The organism is Rhizobium sp. TBD182, from assembly GCF_001950375.1.
In the GTDB taxonomy this organism is placed as follows: domain Bacteria; phylum Pseudomonadota; class Alphaproteobacteria; order Rhizobiales; family Rhizobiaceae; genus Agrobacterium; species Agrobacterium tumefaciens.
The window spans coordinates 29,365-49,497 of record NZ_BDLN01000012.1 but is presented as its reverse complement, the minus strand read 5'-3'; the positions used below and the strand labels follow the sequence as shown (position 1 = coordinate 49,497).

The 20,133-nt window shown below is 52.7% G+C and carries 18 protein-coding genes and 2 pseudogenes; 19 read left to right on the top strand and 1 reads right to left on the bottom strand.

The features are described 5' to 3' along the window. Positions 1 to 226 precede the first annotated feature (226 nt). The 19 genes and pseudogenes from T18_RS24155 to T18_RS27065 all read left to right on the top strand — a co-directional run bounded on the left by T18_RS24155 (position 227) and on the right by T18_RS27065 (position 19,776). Complete coding sequence (locus T18_RS24155; RefSeq protein ID WP_040132288.1) at positions 227 to 1,402, top strand: cytochrome P450; 1,176 nt, start codon at positions 227 to 229, stop codon at positions 1,400 to 1,402. A 271-nt stretch (positions 1,403 to 1,673) separates the two neighbouring features. After that, positions 1,674 to 2,111: a VirK family protein gene (locus tag T18_RS24150; RefSeq protein ID WP_010892484.1), complete on the top strand. Its 438-nt coding sequence runs from the start codon at positions 1,674 to 1,676 to the stop codon at positions 2,109 to 2,111. Between the two features lie 790 nt (positions 2,112 to 2,901). Continuing rightward, positions 2,902 to 3,072 (top strand): annotated as a pseudogene (locus T18_RS28005) (IS66 family transposase); the annotation flags it as partial. Between the two features lie 353 nt (positions 3,073 to 3,425). After that, positions 3,426 to 5,915: a two-component system VirA-like sensor kinase gene (locus T18_RS24140; RefSeq protein WP_010892485.1), complete on the top strand. Its 2,490-nt coding sequence runs from the start codon at positions 3,426 to 3,428 to the stop codon at positions 5,913 to 5,915. A gap of 578 nt (positions 5,916 to 6,493) precedes the next feature. Further along, the gene (locus T18_RS24135) at positions 6,494 to 7,261 is read left to right on the top strand and encodes an AcvB/VirJ family lysyl-phosphatidylglycerol hydrolase (protein ID WP_010892486.1); all 768 of its coding nucleotides are present in this window, start codon (positions 6,494 to 6,496) and stop codon (positions 7,259 to 7,261) included. Between the two features lie 561 nt (positions 7,262 to 7,822). Further along, positions 7,823 to 8,587: pseudogene (locus T18_RS26435) on the top strand (IS5 family transposase). A gap of 376 nt (positions 8,588 to 8,963) precedes the next feature. After that, on the top strand, positions 8,964 to 9,683 hold the full coding sequence (locus tag T18_RS24120; RefSeq protein ID WP_010892487.1) for a type IV secretion system lytic transglycosylase VirB1: 720 nt from the start codon (positions 8,964 to 8,966) through the stop codon (positions 9,681 to 9,683). Positions 9,684 to 9,697: 14 nt separating this feature from the next. Continuing rightward, entirely contained in the window at positions 9,698 to 10,063 is a 366-nt protein-coding gene (gene virB2, locus T18_RS24115; RefSeq protein ID WP_010892488.1) for a pilin major subunit VirB2, read from the top strand. Beyond that, a complete protein-coding gene (locus T18_RS24110) occupies positions 10,063 to 10,389 on the top strand; it encodes a type IV secretion system protein VirB3 (RefSeq protein WP_010892489.1) in 327 nt (108 codons plus the stop codon). Before virB2 ends, T18_RS24110 begins: the two co-directional genes overlap by 1 nt. Continuing rightward, positions 10,389 to 12,758 carry a VirB4 family type IV secretion/conjugal transfer ATPase gene (locus T18_RS24105; RefSeq protein ID WP_010892490.1) on the top strand — a complete coding sequence of 790 codons (2,370 nt, stop codon included), beginning with the start codon at positions 10,389 to 10,391 and terminating at the stop codon, positions 12,756 to 12,758. The genes T18_RS24110 and T18_RS24105 overlap by 1 nt, the downstream gene beginning before the upstream one ends. A 14-nt stretch (positions 12,759 to 12,772) precedes the next feature. Beyond that, positions 12,773 to 13,435 carry a pilin minor subunit VirB5 gene (gene virB5, locus T18_RS24100; RefSeq protein ID WP_010892491.1) on the top strand — a complete coding sequence of 221 codons (663 nt, stop codon included), beginning with the start codon at positions 12,773 to 12,775 and terminating at the stop codon, positions 13,433 to 13,435. 96 nt (positions 13,436 to 13,531) lie between these two features. Continuing rightward, the gene (locus T18_RS24095) at positions 13,532 to 14,419 is read left to right on the top strand and encodes a type IV secretion system protein (RefSeq protein ID WP_010892492.1); all 888 of its coding nucleotides are present in this window, start codon (positions 13,532 to 13,534) and stop codon (positions 14,417 to 14,419) included. 21 nt (positions 14,420 to 14,440) lie between these two features. Beyond that, positions 14,441 to 14,620 carry a type IV secretion system lipoprotein VirB7 gene (locus tag T18_RS24090; RefSeq protein ID WP_414896165.1) on the top strand — a complete coding sequence of 60 codons (180 nt, stop codon included), beginning with the start codon at positions 14,441 to 14,443 and terminating at the stop codon, positions 14,618 to 14,620. Continuing rightward, positions 14,607 to 15,320, top strand: coding sequence for a type IV secretion system protein VirB8 (locus T18_RS24085; protein WP_032489857.1), 714 nt, complete (start codon positions 14,607 to 14,609; stop codon positions 15,318 to 15,320). Before T18_RS24090 ends, T18_RS24085 begins: the two co-directional genes overlap by 14 nt. After that, positions 15,317 to 16,198: a P-type conjugative transfer protein VirB9 gene (gene virB9 / locus T18_RS24080; RefSeq protein WP_010892495.1), complete on the top strand. Its 882-nt coding sequence runs from the start codon at positions 15,317 to 15,319 to the stop codon at positions 16,196 to 16,198. Before T18_RS24085 ends, virB9 begins: the two co-directional genes overlap by 4 nt. After that, positions 16,195 to 17,328, top strand: coding sequence for a type IV secretion system protein VirB10 (gene virB10 / locus T18_RS24075; RefSeq protein WP_010892496.1), 1,134 nt, complete (start codon positions 16,195 to 16,197; stop codon positions 17,326 to 17,328). The genes virB9 and virB10 overlap by 4 nt, the downstream gene beginning before the upstream one ends. A 39-nt stretch (positions 17,329 to 17,367) precedes the next feature. Then, on the top strand, positions 17,368 to 18,399 hold the full coding sequence (gene virB11 / locus T18_RS24070) for a P-type DNA transfer ATPase VirB11 (protein WP_010892497.1): 1,032 nt from the start codon (positions 17,368 to 17,370) through the stop codon (positions 18,397 to 18,399). Between the two features lie 131 nt (positions 18,400 to 18,530). Then, the gene (locus tag T18_RS24065) at positions 18,531 to 19,334 is read left to right on the top strand and encodes a response regulator (protein ID WP_032488325.1); all 804 of its coding nucleotides are present in this window, start codon (positions 18,531 to 18,533) and stop codon (positions 19,332 to 19,334) included. A gap of 58 nt (positions 19,335 to 19,392) precedes the next feature. After that, a complete protein-coding gene (locus tag T18_RS27065; RefSeq protein ID WP_153463909.1) occupies positions 19,393 to 19,776 on the top strand; it encodes a hypothetical protein in 384 nt (127 codons plus the stop codon). Between the two features lie 55 nt (positions 19,777 to 19,831). On the opposite strand, the gene T18_RS24055 is transcribed toward T18_RS27065, so the two are convergent. Further along, on the bottom strand, positions 19,832 to 20,133 hold a 302-nt coding region (locus T18_RS24055; protein ID WP_139322532.1), incomplete at its 5' end, for a transposase domain-containing protein.

The window sequence follows — 20,133 nt, the reverse complement described above, 5'->3', positions numbered from 1 at the left end:
GCGAGACGTTGGCGCGAATTGAATTGCAAGAAGGACTTAGAACACTTTTGCGCCGCGCGCCGAATCTTGCGGTGGTGGGTGACTGGCCACGGATGATGGGTCACGGAGGCATCCGGCGCGCCACCGACATGATGGTAAAATTGAGCTTCGACCTGTGAAGTCAATCTGCGCCGCTCGGATGGAAGAGAGGCGTGTATCGATATCAAGCATCACTTGGAGATTTCCAATGCTATTCGCGCCAGTGGACGACGTGACGACCATCGATGACCTAACACTCGATCCCTATCCGATTTATCGCAGAATGCGCGTGCAAAACCCGGTGGTACACGTCGCCTCGGTCAGACGGACGTTTCTAACGAAGGCCTTCGATACTAAGATGGTGAAGGATGATCCTTCACGCTTTAGTTCTGATGATCCCAGCACGCCGATGAAGCCGGCGTTTCAGGCTCATACTTTGATGCGAAAGGATGGAACTGAACACGCTCGGGAACGAATGGCCATGGCCAGAGCATTCGCACCGAAAGCGATCGCGGATCATTGGGCGCCGATCTATCGTGACATCGTGAACGAGTATCTAGATCGCCTTCCGCGCGGCGACACAGTAGATCTTTTTGCAGAGATCTGTGGTCCGGTTGCTGCTCGCATACTGGCACATATTCTCGGAATTTGTGAGGCATCAGATGTCGAGATTATCCGCTGGTCGCAACGGCTTATTGACGGAGCCGGTAACTTCGGATGGCGATCCGAGCTCTTTGAGCGATCGGACGAGGCCAATGCGGAGATGAACTGCCTCTTCAACGACCTGGTCAAAAAACACCGATCCGCGCCCAACCCCTCGGCTTTTGCGACCATGTTGAACGCGCCTGATCCCATACCCTTAAGCCAGATCTATGCCAACATCAAGATCGCCATTGGGGGAGGGGTTAACGAGCCTCGCGACGCTCTCGGCACGATCCTCTATGGATTGCTGACCAATCCGGAGCAACTCGAGGAGGTCAAGAGACAGCAATGCTGGGGGCAGGCCTTTGAGGAGGGGCTGCGCTGGGTTGCTCCCATTCAAGCTAGTTCGCGTCTCGTGCGGGAGGACACCGAAATTCGGGGCTTTATCGTTCCGAAGGGCGATATTGTGATGACTATTCAGGCCTCCGCCAATCGTGATGAAGATGTCTTTGAGGATGGAGAAAGCTTCAATGTCTTTCGGCCGAAGAGTGCGCATCAGTCCTTTGGCTCCGGCCCGCATCACTGCCCAGGCGCGCAAATCTCGCGGCAAACCGTCGGCGCGATCATGCTGCCCATACTGTTCGATCGATTTCCGGATATGATATTGCCCCACCCTGAATTAGTGCAATGGCGCGGCTTCGGCTTTCGCGGGCCGATTAATCTACCTGTGACACTAAGATGATCGAAGCGACTTTCGCTTAGGTGTCCGCATGCCAGTGCTTCGATTTGCTCGGGAGTTATCACGTTAAGGTGCAACTCATAAAAATGCGTCACCGATTACTTGATGCGCACCCTTCCTATATCTCAAATCAATTGTCGAACCTCGGTTGAAGCCCATTGTCTACGTCGCGCGTATATCTCCCGTATTTTGCTTTTTGCTGCCGACCGATACCGCTGCGGTTCAAGAGTTGCGGAATGCGGTGTTTTCGGATTCACTCAAAAAGGAGTCGCTTATGAAACGGATCAGTACAATCCTTGTCGGTGTATTTTTGGCGACGCCGGTTTATGCAGCCGACAATATTCATACATTAGGGACGTTGTCTGAAATTGAACTAGCGCTGACTGCCGGAAAGCCGGTGAATGTCACGGTTGATTTAAGTTTGTGTAACCCCGGGGTGGCCGATACTCCGGCGACAAAAACCCGAGGAGGCATGCGTATAGATGCGTATCGAATAACAGCTGACGGCACCCTTGCGTTTGCAGATCAGCACTTCACCATTGACCGTGACGGTAAACCCATAACTCAATTTATTCGTTATCAGATCCGGTCAAACGGTGAGGCCGATTTCACGATGGTTACATTCAACATGCCAACATATGAGCGAAAAGGTACCAGCTTGGCCTACAAGTGCGCGATCGACCATGGGTTGAGTTTTCGTGCTCCACAGTGATTTTTGCGTCCAGTCCAGTCCGATGTAAGCCCAAGGTAACGCTTGCAATTACCCACATTTGAGCGTCGCTGCCATTTCGGTTCTGAGACAAATATCTGTCAGCCGGCTGAGTCCACGCCAGACGACCGTATTTCCCGGAGGAGGATCTGAAGTTCTAGCACGGTTGCCACCCAAACGAGCGAGTTTGGTGAGACAGAAGTTTAGCGATTCGCAACGAAGCACGACCGCAGAACCATTTACTTCGAAGGCTTCGTATATCTCGTTGCCGCAGTGATATGGCTGCGATGAATGTCGATTTGTCCTAGTGGTAGCATCAGGGACAGTCCTACGACGAGGCATAGGATTTAAGTCATCACGGCTGTCAAATGCCGCCGCCGCTGGCCACGCGAAGACAAAGAGCGCCCCGTCGCTGCCTGCTTTGAGCCGGACGCGGTTATCTCTGAGATTGCCTGCGCGGACGGTATCAATGTCAGCCAGTCGGAAGCACAGCGATGTAATAATCAAGCTGGGTCGGGACCGACGTGTCCGCGTAGATAGCAACATCGACACGGAAGCACTTAGCCGTATTCTCGATTGCGTGCTGGGGCTGCTATGATCATGGTTCCTGCTGGTGTGAAGGTCTGGCAGGCAACGTGCTACACCGACATGCGCAAAGGCTTCCCCGGTCTGCCGTTGATCGTGCAGAAAGTACTGAAGCCTGACCCGATGTGGGGGCACTGTTCGTATTATGCGGTCGTGGCGGCCAAAGACCGGCATACTTCATACGGATCTCGTTTCGCGACGATCTCCTACAGCCGTCAAAGCTTTCGAGCGCAAGCGCCCATCACGCAAACGCTTCCCGGTACATCGGCCGCATCAGCGTGTCGTTATCGCCACCCATACGAACTGTGCCTGCTGCGAATCGGCCAAACTGTCAAAGCTTGGCGAGGATGGTATCGAGACCCGGAAAGTCACCCGACGATTTGGCGGCGGCAACCTCTGCAAAATGCGTTATGAGCCCGGTTTTTCAGCCACAGACAAGTATCGCGTTCGTGAACAAGCTCACGCCCGAAAGTTCTTTAGCCGCACCTCTGACGCCCCATTTACGGCCGGATCTTTGCCTGACCTGGCGAAGCCGACTCCATCCCCTTACGGCACAGATACAACGTCGCGTTTCATCGACGTCCCATCAGCCGCTTGTGTGTTCAATTCTTCTCTGTTTCACTTGAAACAAACTGAATATATATTCCCGCTTTCAAAGCCATTTACAAATCCTCTCGTGCAGCCTAACGCAGTTGGCGTGGATCAAAGCGTTGGCACGAGGAAGTAAGTGCGATGAACGGAAGATATTCACCGACGCGGCAGGATTTTAAGACAGGCGCGAAGCCTTGGTCTATATTGGCCCTTATCGTTGCTGCAATGATTTTCGCGTTCATGGCGGTTGCGTCCTGGCAGGACAATGCGACTACCCAGGCAATCCTCAGCCAACTACGATCGATTAACGCCGACAGCGCCTCACTGCAGCGCGATGTACTCCGCGCTCACACGGGCACCGTGGCGAACTACCGCCCCATTATCTCCAGGCTGGGAGCTCTGCGGAAGAATCTGGAAGATTTGAAGCAATTATTTAGACAATCTCATATTGTAAGTGAGAGCAATGCTGCTCAACTGCTACGCCAGCTAGAAGTGTCTCTAAATTCGGCTGACGCGGCGGTCGCCGCCTTTGGTGCGCAAAATGTACGCCTGCAAGATTCGCTGGCCAGTTTCACTCGTGCTTTGAGCAGTCTTCCAGGAAAAGCCTCAACCGATCAGACTTTAGAAAAACCAACAGAATTGGCTAGCATGATGCTCCAATTTCTTCGGCAACCAAGCCCGGCTATTTCATTCGAGATCAGCCTTGAACTAGAGAGGCTCCAAAAACAACGCGGTCTTGATGAAGCTCCCGTGCGCATACTTGCACGTGAAGGTCCCATTATCTTATCGCTTTTGCCACAGGTGAAAGATCTGGTGAACATGATTCAGACGTCTGACACCGCAGAAATTGCGGAGATGCTGCAGCGCGAGTGTTTGGAGGTCTATAGCTTGAAAAATGTAGAGGAGCGGAGCGCACGTATCTTTCTTGGGTCCGCTTCAGTGGGTCTTTGCCTCTACATCATCACCTTAGTCTATAGGCTACGCAAAAAAACCGATTGGTTAGCGCGGCGTTTAGATTACGAAGAGCTAATCAAAGAGATCGGAGTATGTTTTGAAGGTGAGGCGGCCACCACGTCGTCCGCGCAAGCTGCACTTCGTATTATTCAGCGCTTCTTTGATGCCGATACGTGCGCGTTAGCTCTAGTGGACCATGACCGTAGATGGGCTGTCGAAACATTCGGTGCGAAACACCCAAAACCTGTGTGGGACGACAGCGTGCTACGCGAAATAGTCTCTCGTACCAAAGCGGACGAACGGGCGACGGTATTCCGCATCATATCGTCGAAAAAAATCGTACATTTGCCTCTCGAAATTCCAGGTCTCTCGATACTACTGGCTCACAAATCCACAGATAAACTAATTGCGGTTTGTTCACTGGGTTACCAAAGCTATCGCCCTCGACCTTGCCAAGGCGAAATTCAGCTTCTTGAACTCGCCACCGCCTGCCTCTGTCACTATATCGATGTTCGGCGTAAGCAGACCGAATGCGACGTTTTGGCCAGACGATTGGAGCATGCGCAACGCCTTGAGGCAGTTGGTACACTTGCCGGCGGAATAGCACATGAATTTAATAACATTTTGGGCTCAATCCTCGGGCACGCAGAATTAGCACAAAACTCGGTGTCTCGAACATCTGTCACCCGAAGATATATTGACTATATCATTTCGTCAGGCGACAGAGCCATGCTCATTATCGATCAGATCTTGACGCTGAGCCGAAAACAGGAGCGCATGATCAAGCCATTTAGTGTCTCAGAGCTTGTGACCGAAATCGCTCCCTTGCTACGTATGGCTCTTCCGCCAAACATCGAGCTTAGTTTCAGATTTGATCAAATGCAGAGCGTGATCGAAGGAAGCCCGCTTGAACTTCAACAGGTACTAATTAACATCTGCAAGAATGCTTCCCAAGCCATGACTGCAAATGGTCAAATCGACATCATCATCAGCCAAGCTTTTTTACCAGTTAAGAAAATTCTGGCGCATGGTGTTATGCCACCTGGCGACTATGTTCTCCTATCTATTAGCGACAATGGTGGAGGCATTCCCGAGGCTGTGTTACCCCACATTTTTGAACCCTTCTTTACGACACGAGCTCGCAACGGTGGAACGGGTCTCGGCCTTGCTTCTGTGCATGGTCATATCAGCGCGTTTGCGGGTTACATCGACGTTAGTTCAACTGTTGGGCATGGGACGCGCTTTGACATTTATCTCCCTCCGTCTTCTAAGGAACCCGTAAATCCAGACAGTTTTTTCGGCCGCAATAAGGCACCGCGTGGAAACGGGGAGATTGTGGCACTTGTTGAGCCCGATGACCTCCTGCGGGAGGCGTATGAAGACAAGATCGCCGCTCTAGGATATGAGCCGGTCGGTTTTCGTACCTTTAATGAAATTCGCGATTGGATTTCAAAAGGCAATGAAGCCGATCTGGTCATGGTCGACCAAGCGTCTCTTCCTGAAGATCAAAGTCCTAATTCCGTGGATTTAGTGCTCAAGACCGCCTCCATCATCATTGGCGGAAATGATCTCAAAATGACCCTTTCAAGGGAGGATGTGACCAGGGACCTTTATCTTCCGAAGCCGATATCGTCCAGAACTATGGCGCATGCAATCCTAACCAAAATCAAGACGTAGAGTTGCGACGTGTCAGGACTGGCAATCAGATTTCGGTTCGGTGGAGCGCGACGGGGGAACTACATGAAAGATCGAACGGCATAGGTTCAGTGGATCAAGCCGGGCGACGCGGCTTGATTTGTCCGATCAGGTCCGGTCGTTTGCTTGAAAGGGTTTACGCACCAGCTATGACACCACCATCATTGGTGCCAGCAGATTGAAGTAGGCCGGAACCGGTGCGGTCAAAAATCGGTGTGGACGACGGCTGTTGTACAAAGAGACGACAGAACACCCACGGGACCGAGCTTCGCGAGCTTTTGTATCCGTGGCATCCCTGGTTCAGGCGATTTGTTCACGTCCATGAGGCGCTCTCCAAAGGGACCCATATTTTCCGCTGCAGCCTTTCTGGTTCTTCTTCTGGTCGACTTCTTGAAGTCCCAGCATGGATGTTCTTCTTTCGATTCGAGATCTCAGCAAAAGTTCTCCGCAAACCTTCACTGCGGGCTTAGGTGTCTTTTGTAACAAATTGCGACGCAGTTGATATCCGCTTGAAACATTAGTCGGAAATTATCGAGATGTTCCGCTGACAAGGTATCGAAATGGCGATAAAATTGGTATTGATACTCGTATTTACACTGTTTCTCGCGGCAGACGCTGCCTATGCGAATGACCGCGCCAATGGTGTCATGTGGTCAAACGGGGGCGAAGCTGGAGTGAGACTTCCTCTTCGGGTTTTCAATGCCAAGCCAGCCAAGAACACGGTGGCGATCATTTATTCCGGAGACGCTGGATGGCAAAATATCGATGAGGTGATTGGTACCTATCTGCAGACGGAAGGGATTCCTGTCATTGGCGTCAGTTCACTTCGGTATTTCTGGTCGGAGCGGTCTCCAAGCGAAACTGCTAAGGATCTTGGTCACATAATCGATGTCTACACCAAGCATTTCGGTGTGCAGAATGTTTTACTTATAGGATATTCTTTCGGCGCTGACGTCATGCCGGCAAGCTTCAATAGGCTTACGCTTGAGCAAAAAAATCGGGTTAAGCAAATCTCTCTCTTGGCATTGTCACATCAAGTCGACTATGTCGTCTCATTTAGGGGCTGGCTCCAACTCGAAACCGAAGGTAAGGGCGGCAATCCTCTGGATGATCTCAGATTCATTGACCCTGCAATCGTCCAATGCATGTACGGGCGCGAAGACCGTAATAATGCTTGCCCATCTCTCCGACAGACCGGCGCAGAGGTGATAGGCTTCAGCGGAGGCCATCACTTTGGTAATGATTTCAAAAAACTGTCTACGCGCGTCGTCTCAGGCCTCGTGGCACGCCTAAGTCATCAGTATTCTTCAGGTCCTGCACCGCTTTAATATTGACTGGGATAGCGACGCCGGTGATGCAGACATCGGATATTGTGTCGTTAAGTATAAGGCCTTCATCTGATCGCCAGATTCGCTAGTGGTTTTTAGGTGAGTGAGATTTTTTGCCGGAAGTTGCGTTGAGATCGCATGGGCCCGCGGCTGCCGCGCCTCCAGATTGGCAGCAACAAGATCATCCTTCAAGGGAATATGCCTATGACGCATGTCTTGACGACTTTCGCCTCGTGAATGATCCGGTCTGTTCCCAACGTTGGGAAGCCTTCGCGATAGAGCAGGCTCTCGCGGCAGAGGAATTTCTCCGATATGACTTCTCTCCTTCTACGCGCCCAAAGCAGCAACGAAATCATCTATCGCGGCCAAGAGAGCGGCCATGTGAAAGCACTCTTGCCAGTAAATTGCCCGGCCAGGGTCAGCACGACGATATTGCGAGGTGTTGCTACACCACGGAGGCGATCTAGAAGAACGATTTCTTCATTTAGGCCGCACACTCATAAATAAGGTTTGCAAATCGGTCTGATTTTGATTCATTGAGGCTTGATTTGGAGGCCCCTGATAATCCGTCGGTGCTTTGATGTCACCGATTTAGAATGGACTGTTGTTCAGTCCTTTGTTCCCAAATAAACCGCGTGGCGTGCCGCGCGGTGAAGCGGGTGATCAATGGCATCTTGTTGCGCTTCCGGACGGGCTCGCCCTGGACAGACGTTCCTGATCGATATGGTCCTTATACAACCTGCTACAATCGCTTTGTACGATGGCGTTAGGCAGACGCCTGGGATCATATTCTGAGTGAGATTTCCAAAGCTTTCGATGGGATGTCGTCATGATTGACAGTTCCTTTGTCCGCGTCCACCAACATGCGGCGACGGGAACAGTGGGATCAAGACGATGGCTGTATGGGGCGTTCCCGTGGCGGTTTGACCACCAAGATTCACGCTGTTGTCGATGCCGACGGTCGACCGATCCGTCTTGCGCTGACAGCGTGTCAAGCCCATGACCGCCGCATGGCGAAACATTTTTACAAACAATCGCTAAGAGTGCGTTCCTGCTGGCGGACAAGGCATATGATACCAACACGATAAGAGCGTTTGCAAAGCGCAAGCAGGCATGGGCCAATATTCCTGCCAAGAGTAATCGGAAGGAAAGCTTCCCGTTCAGCGAATGGGTTTACAGACAGCGTAATCTCGTCGAGCGTTTTTCTGCGAAATCAGACAGTTAACAGGGGTAGCTACGCGCTATGACAGAAACCCGATGAACTTTCTCGCCGCAGTCAAATTGGCAGCAGCAAGAATTTGGATCAGATCATTATCTATGGCCTAGAAGAACCAATTTCGCTTGAACCGCCGCGTGTCAAACCGTACCGTGGAGCCTGCTGACCGGGGGAGATTCCACGGTGACGCATCGAATGTTAAAAAGCATCCAGCGGACAGCCAAAAAGTTTGATCGCGAGCATTTTCGTTCTGAGGCCGACCTGACCAACTGCGGTCTGTCAATCCGGTTGCTTTGTCAGGGATGCGCGGTTCTCGGTCCATGTTTTGTTCCAAGACGCCGAGCGAAGGTTTTCGCTTCAATTGAAATCATAAAGAAGCAATTGAAAATTTTCGAGTAACCGACCCTCCCGATAATCGTCAACATAAAACAACGCACTTCTTCCAACGGGAGAGGCGGTGTTAGTTGCGAGCTAAGGAGATAAGGTATGTTTAAGAGATCGGGGTCGCTTTCTCTTGCCTTGATGTCCTCCTTCTGTTCGTCGAGCCTTGCCACGCCACTCTCATCTGCTGAGTTCGACCATGTTGCTCGCAAGTGTGCCCCATCAGTTGCGACATCTACACTTGCGGCGATAGCTAAGGTGGAGAGTCGCTTTGATCCTTTAGCGATTCATGACAACACCACCGGCGAAACGCTTCACTGGCAAGATCACACCCAAGCAACCCAAGTCGTCAGGCACCGTCTCGATGCACGGCATTCGCTGGATGTTGGCCTCATGCAAATAAACTCTCGGAATTTTTCCATGCTCGGTCTGACACCTGACGGTGCGCTCAAGGCGTGCCCATCATTATCTGCCGCTGCAAACATGTTGAAAAGTCGTTATGCAGGCGGCGAAACGATTGACGAGAAGCAAATTGCACTTCGTCGGGCGATCTCCGCTTACAACACCGGTAATTTCATCCGCGGTTTTGCAAACGGCTACGTGCGAAAAGTTGAAACAGCTGCTCAATCGCTGGTGCCCGCGTTAATCGAGCCTCCGCAAGACGATCACAAGGCACTAAAATCGGAAGATACGTGGGACGTTTGGGGGTCTTATCAGCGCCGCTCGCAAGAGGATGGGGTTGGTGGTTCAATCGCTCCGCAACCGCCAGACCAGGACAACGGCAAATCCGCAGACGACAATCAAGTCTTATTCGACTTATACTAAGGAGGTCCGCATTGATGCGATGCTTTGAGAGATATCGTTTACATCTAAATCGCCTCTCGCTCTCGAATGCGATGATGCGCGTGATATCGAGCTGCGCCCCAAGCTTGGGCGGTGCAATGGCATGGAGCATTTCCTCATGCGGACCCGCCGCAGCGCAATCTGCGGGTGGCGGCACCGACCCCGCCACAATGGTTAACAATATATGCACGTTTATCCTTGGTCCGTTCGGCCAGTCACTCGCCGTTCTCGGCATTGTCGCTATCGGGATCTCCTGGATGTTCGGGCGGGCTTCGCTTGGGCTGGTTGCCGGCGTCGTCGGCGGCATTGTTATCATGTTTGGGGCGAGCTTCCTCGGCCAAACGCTCACTGGCGGTAGTTGATGAATGATCGTTTGGAAGAAGCGACCCTTTACCTCGCAGCCACACGACCCGCATTGTTTCTTGGGGTGCCACTGACATTGGCAGGGTTATTCATGATGTTCGCCGGCTTTGTCATCGTTATCGTTCAGAACCCGCTCTACGAAGTCGTTCTCGCGCCCCTATGGTTTGGAGCCCGGCTCATCGTGGAGCGAGACTACAACGCGGCGAGCGTCGTCCTGCTATTTTTGCGGACAGCAGGAAGAAGCATTGATAGTGCAGTTTGGGGGGGCGCTACTGTTAGCCCAAATCCAATCAGGGTGCCCCCGCGAGGGAGAGGAATGGTGTAATGCTCGGCGCGAGTGGAACGACCGAAAGATCCGGTGAGATCTATCTCCCTTATATTGGCCACCTCAGCGACCATATCGTCCTTCTTGAAGATGGATCGATCATGAGCATTGCGAGAATTGATGGGGTTGCATTCGAGCTTGAGGAAATTGAAATGCGCAATGCGCGTTGTCGTGCGTTCAACACGCTGTTGCGCAATATCGCTGATGATCATGTGTCAATATATGCTCACCTCGTACGTCATGCCGACGTGCCATCATCGGCGCCGCGACACTTCCGTAGTGTTTTCGCCGCTAGCTTGAACGAAGCTTTTGAACAGCGCGTGCTCTCCGGCCAACTCCTCCGCAATGACCACTTCCTTACGTTGATTGTCTACCCACAGGCGGCTCTAGGGAAGGTAAAGAGGAGGTTTACCAAGCTAAGCGGAAAAAGGGAAAACGATCTCGCGGGCCAGATCAGGAACATGGAAGATCTTTGGCATGTTGTCGCTGGCTCTCTTAAAGCGTATGGCCTGCATCGTCTTGGCATCCGCGAGAAGCAGGGTGTGCTTTTTACCGAGATTGGCGAAGCGCTACGGTTGATAATGACTGGTCGGTTCACACCGGTTCCGGTCGTCAGCGGCTCACTCGGCGCTTCGATTTATACCGACAGAGTCATTTGCGGCAAGCGAGGACTTGAAATCAGAACGCCAAAAGACAGTTACGTTGGATCCATCTATTCGTTTCGCGAATACCCTGCAAAAACGCGACCGGGCATGCTCAACGCGCTACTATCCCTCGATTTTCCACTTGTTCTCACGCAGAGTTTTTCGTTCCTGACTCGCCCTCAAGCGCACGCGAAACTTAGTCTCAAATCGAGCCAGATGCTGAGTTCCGGTGATAAAGCCGTGACTCAAATCGGCAAATTATCCGAGGCTGAGGACGCACTTGCGAGCAACGAATTCGTTATGGGCTCACATCATTTGAGCCTTTGCGTCTATGCAGACGATCTCAACAGTCTTGGGGACAGGGGCGCGCGGGCTCGGACACGAATGGCGGATGCAGGTGCCGTGGTTGTCCAAGAAGGTATTGGTATGGAAGCAGCCTATTGGTCCCAATTGCCGGGGAATTTTAAGTGGCGCACACGCCCTGGCGCAATCACTTCACGCAATTTCGCGGGGTTTGTCTCTTTCGAAAACTTTCCAGAGGGCGCCAGCTCAGGCCACTGGGGCACCGCGATTGCCCGATTTCGTACCAATGGCGGAACGCCTTTCGACTATATCCCGCATGAGCACGATGTTGGCATGACGGCAATATTCGGGCCTATCGGGAGGGGTAAGACAACGCTCATGATGTTTGTTTTAGCCATGCTCGAACAGAGCATGGTCGACCGTGCAGGTACGGTCGTGTTCTTCGACAAGGACCGGGGTGGCGAATTGCTGGTTCGCGCCACAGGAGGAACATATTTGGCACTTCGCAGAGGCACACCCAGCGGGTTGGCGCCGTTGCGTGGCCTAGAAAACACAGCAGCCTCACACGATTTTCTGCGCGAATGGATCGTGGCTCTCATAGAGAGTGATGGTCGGGGTGGGATTTCTCCAGAAGAGAACCGCCGTCTGGTCCGGGGTATCCATCGTCAGCTCTCGTTTGATCCACAAATGCGTTCAATCGCGGGGTTACGTGAATTTTTGTTGCATGGCCCTGCCGAAGGCGCAGGAGCGCGGCTCCAACGCTGGTGCCGGGGCCATGCGCTTGGTTGGGCATTTGACGGCGAAGTTGACGAAGTAAAGTTAGATCCGTCGATTACCGGCTTCGACATGACGCATCTTCTCGAATACGAGGAAGTATGCGCTCCCGCTGCAGCATATCTCCTGCATCGGATTGGCGCCATGATCGACGGCCGCCGTTTTGTGATGAGCTGCGATGAGTTTCGCGCCTATTTGTTAAACCCTAAATTTTCGGCCGTCGTCGACAAATTCCTCCTGACCGTTCGAAAAAACAACGGGATGCTAATACTGGCAACGCAGCAACCAGAGCATGTTCTGGAATCGCCACTAGGAGCCAGCTTGGTTGCGCAATGTATGACGAAGATTTTCTATCCATCACCAACCGCAGATCGATCAGCTTATATCGATGGACTGAAATGCACCGAAAAGGAATTTCAGGCGATCCGTGAAGACATGACGGTCGGCAGCCGTAAGTTTCTTCTTAAACGAGAAAGTGGAAGCGTCATCTGCGAATTTGATCTGCGGGATATGCGTGAATATGTCGCCGTACTTTCGGGGCGTGCCAACACGGTGCGCTTTGCAGCTCGACTACGCGAGGCACAAGAAGGCAACTCATCTGGCTGGCTCAGCGAATTCATGGCCCGTCACCACGAGGCAGAAGATTGATAAGGTAGGAAACGATGAAGACGACGCAACTTATTGCAACGGTTTTGACCTGCAGCTTTCTATATATTCAGCCCGCGCGGGCGCAGTTTGTTGTTAGCGACCCGGCAACGGAGGCTGAGACGCTCGCGACGGCGCTCGCGACTGCGGAGAATCTCACTCAGACTATAGCGATGGTTACGATGTTGACGTCGGCCTACGGCGTTACTGGACTACTGACTTCGCTCAACCAGAAAAATCAGTATCCTTCAACGAAGGACCTAGACAATGAAATGTTTTCGCCGCGAATGCCAATGTCGACCACGGCACGTGCGATCACCAGCGATACAGATCGTGCCGTCGTGGGTAGCGACGCTGAAGCGGATCTGTTGCGATCGCAGATCACCGGTTCCGCAAACAGCGCTGGCATTGCGGCTGACAACCTGGAAACGATGGACAAACGCTTGACGGCGAATGCTGATACGTCTGCACAGCTTTCCCGATCTCGCAATATCATGCAGGCAACCGTGACCAATGGTTTGCTTCTCAAGCAGATCCATGACGCAATGATTCAAAACGTACAGGCGACAAACCTATTAACGATGGCTACCGCGCAGGCCGGCCTTCACGAGGCGGAAGAGGCGGCCGCTCAACGTAAGGAGCATCAGAAGACCGCTGTCATCTTTGGTGCCCTCCCCTAAGGCTGGGCGATTTGTTCATCCGCCCATATCCTCACCGAATGCGAGCTCATTGTATCCGACATTCTGCGACAAGCCAGCCAAGTTCAGGTCCAATCGATGAATTTCACGATTCCGGCGCCGTTTACGGCCATTCATACGATCTTCGATGTAGCCTTCACGACAGGCTTGGACTCGATGCTTGAGACTATCCAGGAGGCGGTGAGTGCGCCATTGATCGCCTGTGTCACTCTTTGGATTATTGTTCAGGGTATTTTAGTCATACGCGGCGAAGTCGATACCCGCAGCGGTATCACTCGGGTGATCACGGTCACCATCGTTGTTGCTCTAATTGTTGGGCAGGCTAACTACCAAGACTATGTGGTTTCCATCTTCGAAAAGACGGTCCCAATCTTTGTTCAGCAGTTTAGTGTAACAGGCTTGCCTCTGCAGACTGTTCCGGCACAGTTGGATACAATTTTCGCCGTGACCCAGGCCGTTTTTCAGAAAATCGCATCCGAAATCGGTCCGATGAACGACCAGGACATCCTTGCTTTCCAAGGGGCACAGTGGGTCCTTTACGGCACGCTCTGGTCTGCCTTCGGAGTCTACGACGCCGTTGGAATTCTCACGAAAGTGCTTCTCGCGATCGGGCCTCTGATTCTTGTCGGATATATTTTTGATCGCACGCGGGACATCGCAGCGAAGTGGATCGGGCAACTTATCACCTACGGTCTCTTGCTTCTCCTCTTAAACCTCGTGGCAACGATCGTCATCCTAACCGAAGCGACTGCGCTCACCCTCATGCTTGGTGTAATCACCTTTGCCGGTACGACCGCGGCCAAGATCATTGGTCTTTACGAACTCGATATGTTTTTTCTGACAGGGGATGCGCTCATTGTCGCTTTGCCGGCAATCGCCGGCAACATTGGAGGCAGTTACTGGAGCGGCGCAACCCAATCTGCCAGCAGCTTGTACCGTCGCTTCGCTCAGGTTGAACGGGGCTAGGTCGCGCAAAAATTCGCCTCAATGGAGAATTCTATGAAATATTGCCTGCTGTGCCTAGTTGTCGCTTTGAGCGGCTGCCAGACAAATGACACAATAGCGAGCTGCAAAGGCCCGATTTTCCCGCTGAATGTGGGGCGATGGCAGCCTACTCCGTCAGATCTTCAGCTCCGCAATTCGGGTGGACGCTATGACGGGGCCTGAATATGCCATGCTAGTGGCGCGCGAAAGCCTGGCCGAGCACTATAAGGAAGTAGAAGCCTTTCAAACCGCGCGAGCGAAATCGGCGCGACGTCTCTCCAAAATCATTGCAGCTGTCGCGGCTATCGCGATTTTGGGGAATGTTGCTCAAGCGTTCGCTATAGCTACCATGGTGCCGTTGAGCAGGCTTGTGCCCGTATATCTATGGATACGGCCGGACGGCACCGTTGACAGCGAGGTGTCTATCTCGCGATTGCCTGCAACTCAAGAGGAGGCCGTCGTTAACGCTTCATTGTGGGAGTACGTTCGCCTGCGTGAGAGTTATGATGCCGATACCGCTCAGTACGCCTACGACCTAGTATCGAACTTCAGTGCCCCAACAGTGCGCCAGGATTACCAGCAATTCTTCAACTATCCCAATCCCAGTTCGCCTCAAGTCATTCTTGGCAAACGCGGCAGGGTGGAGGTCGAGCACATCGCTTCAAATGATGTAACTCCAAGCACGCAGCAAATTCGCTATAAAAGGACCCTCGTCGTTGACGGCAAAATGCCTGTGGTGAGTACGTGGACCGCGACAGTTCGCTACGAAAAGGTGACCAGCTTGCCCGGCAGATTGAGATTGACCAACCCGGCAGGTCTGGTTGTCACCTCCTATCAGACCTCGGAAGATACCGTTTCAAACGTAGGCCAGGGCGCACCATGACGAGAAAAGCACTTTTCATTTTAGCATGTTTATTTGCCGCTGCGACTGGTGCGGAGGCTGAAGACACTCCAATGGCCGGCAAGCTAGATCCACGCATGCGTTATTTGGCTTACAATCCCGATCAAGTCGTGCGCCTCTCGACGGCGGTTGGAGCTACTTTGGTCGTCACATTCGCCACGAACGAAACGGTGACATCGGTTGCCGTTTCAAATAGCAAAGATCTAGCAGCCCTACCGCGGGGAAATTATCTATTCTTCAAGGCAAGCCAGGTCCTCACGCCTCAGCCAGTAATCGTGCTAACCGCAAGCGACTCCGGGATGCGCCGTTATGTTTTCAGTATAAGTTCCAAGACGCTGTCACACCTCGATAAAGAGCAGCCCGATCTCTATTACAGCGTCCAATTCGCCTACCCCGCCGACGATGCGGCGGCTCGGCGAAGGGAGGCACAACAGAGGGCTGTTGTGGACAGACTGCACGCGGAAGCACAATATCAACGGAAAGCTGAGGATTTATTGGATCAGCCTGTCACAGCCCTTGGTGCGACGGACAGTAATTGGCACTACGTCGCCCAAGGCGATCGTTCGCTGTTGCCACTCGAAGTCTTCGACAACGGATTTACGACGGTATTCCACTTTCCGGGCAATGTACGCATACCCTCCATCTACACCATCAATCCTGACGGCAAGGAAGCTGTCGCCAACTATTCAGTCAAAGGGAGCGACGTCGAGATTTCTTCGGTTTCACGAGGTTGGCGTCTGAGGGATGGCCACACAGTACTATGTATCTGGAATGCCGCTTACGATCCCGTTGGCCAAAGGCCGCAAACGGGCACCGTGAGGCCCGATGTGAAACGCGTCCTGAAGGGGGCAAAGGGATGAATAACGATAGTCAGCAAGCGGCACATGAGGTTGATGCATCTGGATCCCTGGTCTCCGACAAACATCGCCGGCGTCTTTCGGGGTCTCAGAAATTGATCGTCGGAGGTGTCGTTCTCGCGTTATCGTTAAGCCTCATTTGGCTAGGTGGGCGTCAAAAGAAGGTGAATGACAACGCATCGCCGTCAACTTTGATCGCAGCAAACACTAAGCCATTTCATCCAGCTCCGATTGAGGTGCCGCCGGATACTCCAGCGGTTCAAGAGGCTGTTCAGCCTACTGTTCCTCAACCGCCAAGGGGCGAGCCGGAGCGGCATGAGCCACGGCCGGAAGAAACACCGATTTTTGCATATAGCAGTGGCGATCAAGGGGTCAGCAAGCGCGCCAGTCAGGGCGACATGGGCCGAAGACAAGAAGACAAGCGTGACGACAACTCCTTGCCGAATGGCGAAGTGTCCGGCGAGAACGATTTGTCGATACGTATGAAACCCACCGAGCTGCAGCCCAGCAGGGCCACGCTCTTGCCGCACCCCGATTTTATGGTAACGCAAGGGACAATAATTCCGTGCATCCTGCAAACCGCAATCGACACAAATTTGGCAGGCTATGTAAAGTGTGTCTTGCCTCAGGATATTCGTGGAACAACGAACAATATCGTGCTTCTTGATCGTGGCACCACCGTTGTTGGCGAAATACAGCGTGGCTTGCAACAGGGAGATGAGCGCGTTTTTGTGTTGTGGGATCGCGCCGAGACCCCTGACCATGCGATGATCTCGTTAACATCGCCAAGCGCGGACGAACTCGGTCGCCCAGGATTGCCGGGCTCGGTCGACAGCCACTTCTGGCAGCGTTTTAGCGGAGCCATGCTCTTGAGTGCTGTTCAAGGCGCCTTCCAGGCAGCTAGCACCTACGCTGGCAGCTCGGGTGGCGGGATGAGCTTCAACAGCTTTCAAAATAACGGTGAACAAACAACTGAGACAGCCCTTAAGGCGACCATCAACATACCGCCAACCCTGAAGAAGAATCAGGGTGACACGGTTTCCATTTTCGTGGCACGGGACCTCGATTTCTTTGGTGTTTACCAGCTCCGCCTGACTGGCGGCGCCGCGCGGGGGAGGAACCGCCGCTCTTAATGAATTCAAATTTCCGCTTAGAGATAGGATACATTGTAAATGGAAGTGGATCCGCAACTACGCTTTCTTCTGAAGCCGATTTTGGAATGGCTCGATGACCCGAAGACTGAAGAAATTGCGATCAATCGACCTGGAGAGGCATTTGTGCGCCAAGCCGGCATTTTTACCAAGATGCCTTTACCCGTCTCTTATGATGATCTTGAAGATATCGCTATTTTAGCGGGCGCGCTGAGAAAGCAGGATGTCGGACCACGTAACCCCCTCTGCGCCACTGAACTTCCTGGTGGTGAACGGCTACAAATCTGTCTGCCGCCGACCGTTCCCTCGGGCACCGTCAGCTTGACCATTCGACGGCCAAGCTCCCGTGTTTCTGGTCTTAAAGAAGTCTCCTCCCGTTATGATGCTTCGAGGTGGAACCAGTGGCAGACACGAAGGAAACGCCAAAATCAGGATGATGAAGCTATCCTTCAGCATTTTGACAACGGGGATTTGGAAGCGTTTCTGCACGCATGCGTCGTCAGCCGACTGACGATGTTGCTATGTGGCCCTACCGGAAGCGGCAAGACAACAATGAGCAAGACCTTGATCAGCGCCATCCCACCCCAGGAAAGGCTAATCACCATAGAAGATACGCTCGAACTCGTCATTCCACATGATAATCATGTTAGACTACTCTACTCAAAGAACGGTGCTGGGCTGGGTGCCGTGAGCGCCGAGCACTTGCTCCAAGCAAGTCTACGTATGCGACCGGACCGGATATTGCTGGGCGAGATGCGCGACGATGCAGCATGGGCTTATCTGAGTGAAGTCGTCTCGGGACATCCGGGATCGATTTCAACAATACACGGCGCGAATCCCATCCAAGGATTCAAGAAGCTGTTTTCCCTTGTGAAAAGTAGCGTCCAAGGTGCTAGCTTGGAAGATCGCACACTGATTGACATGCTCTCTACGGCGATCGATGTTATTATTCCATTCCGTGCCTATGAGGACGTTTATGAAGTAGGCGAGATCTGGCTCGCGGCGGACGCACGACGCCGGGGCGAGACCATAGGCGATCTCCTAAATCAATAGTAGCTGTAACCTCGAAGCGTTTCACTTGTAACAACGATTGAGAATTTTTGTCATAAAATTGAAATACTTGGTTCGCATTTTTGTCATCCGCGGTCAGCCGCAATTCTGACGAACTGCCCATTTAGCTGGAGATGATTGTACATCCTTCACGTGAAAATTTCTCAAGCGCTGTGAACAAGGGTTCAGATTTTAGATTGAAAGGTGAGCCGTTGAAACACGTTCTTCTTGTCGATGACGACGTCGCTATGCGGCATCTTATTATTGAATACCTTACGATCCACGCCTTCAAAGTGACCGCGGTAGCCGACAGCACCCAGTTCACAAGAGTACTCTCTTCCGCGACGGTCGATGTCGTGGTTGTTGATCTAAATTTAGGTCGTGAAGATGGGCTCGAGATCGTTCGTAATCTGGCGGCAAAGTCTGATATTCCAATCATAATTATCAGTGGCGACCGCCTTGAGGAGACGGATAAAGTTGTTGCACTCGAGCTAGGAGCAAGTGATTTTATCGCTAAGCCGTTCAGTATCAGAGAGTTTCTAGCACGCATTCGGGTTGCCTTGCGCGTGCGCCCCAACGTTGTCCGCTCCAAAGACCGACGGTCTTTTTGTTTTACTGACTGGACACTTAATCTCAGGCAACGTCGCTTGATGTCCGAAGCTGGCGGTGAGGTGAAACTTACGGCAGGTGAGTTCAATCTTCTCCTCGCGTTTTTAGAGAAACCCCGCGACGTTCTATCGCGCGAGCAACTTCTCATTGCCAGTCGAGTACGCGACGAGGAGGTTTATGACAGGAGTATAGATGTTCTCATTTTGAGGCTGCGCCGCAAACTTGAGGCGGATCCGTCAAGCCCTCAACTGATAAAAACAGCAAGAGGTGCCGGTTATTTCTTTGACGCGGACGTGCAGGTTTCGCACGGGGGGACGATGGCAGCCTGAGCCAATTGCATTTGCCTCTTAATTATCTGGCTCAAAGGGTGACTGAGGAGTAAGCGATGTGCCCATCACACTGACCACCAAGACGGGGGTTCGTTTTGAAGATCACCCTTCAGACCCAAGGCCAGTGTGCGTTGATCGCGGCCACACTGCAAATTCACATACTGTCGATAAAGGGGCGTTGGACGAGAACCCATTCGTCAGGATATGGCTCGTGATCCTGGCGGTGCTCCGTCTGGTGCTCGCCCCAGCCCTGCAGCTTCCAGTATTTCGTCATGACATCGAAATGGCTATGCCCAGTTATCTCGCCAGCCTTAACAGCTCCCTTATTAAAGAGCGCTCTGAAGCCGTCTCCCATTGGGCCAGCAAGACAAAGGCCGGGGAGCAGTTGATCGTCTGGCTCGGGATCGAGCCAGATTTCGTGGACGGGTTCGTTTTTCATTGAAGTGTTTTACTTCACGAACCATCCTTCCGAAAGAGGCGGTCGGACGCAGGGGCTACTACGTGCGGCAGTTGCTTGCCATGCACGGATAATTCCACGGCAAAAGCTCATCGACGCGACTCTGCTTGTGACCGTTGACGATGGCGGTGAGCGTCGCTGTCAGATAGGCCAGCGGATCGACGGCATTGAGTTTGCAGGTCTCGACAAGCGAGGCAATGGTCGCCCAGTTCTCGGCCCCGGCATCGTGTCCGGCAAAGAGTGCATTCTTGCGATTGAGGGCAATCGGCCGAATGGTGCACTCGACACTGTTGCTATCGATCTCGACGCGACCGTCGCTCAGGAAGAGCTTCAGGCCATCCC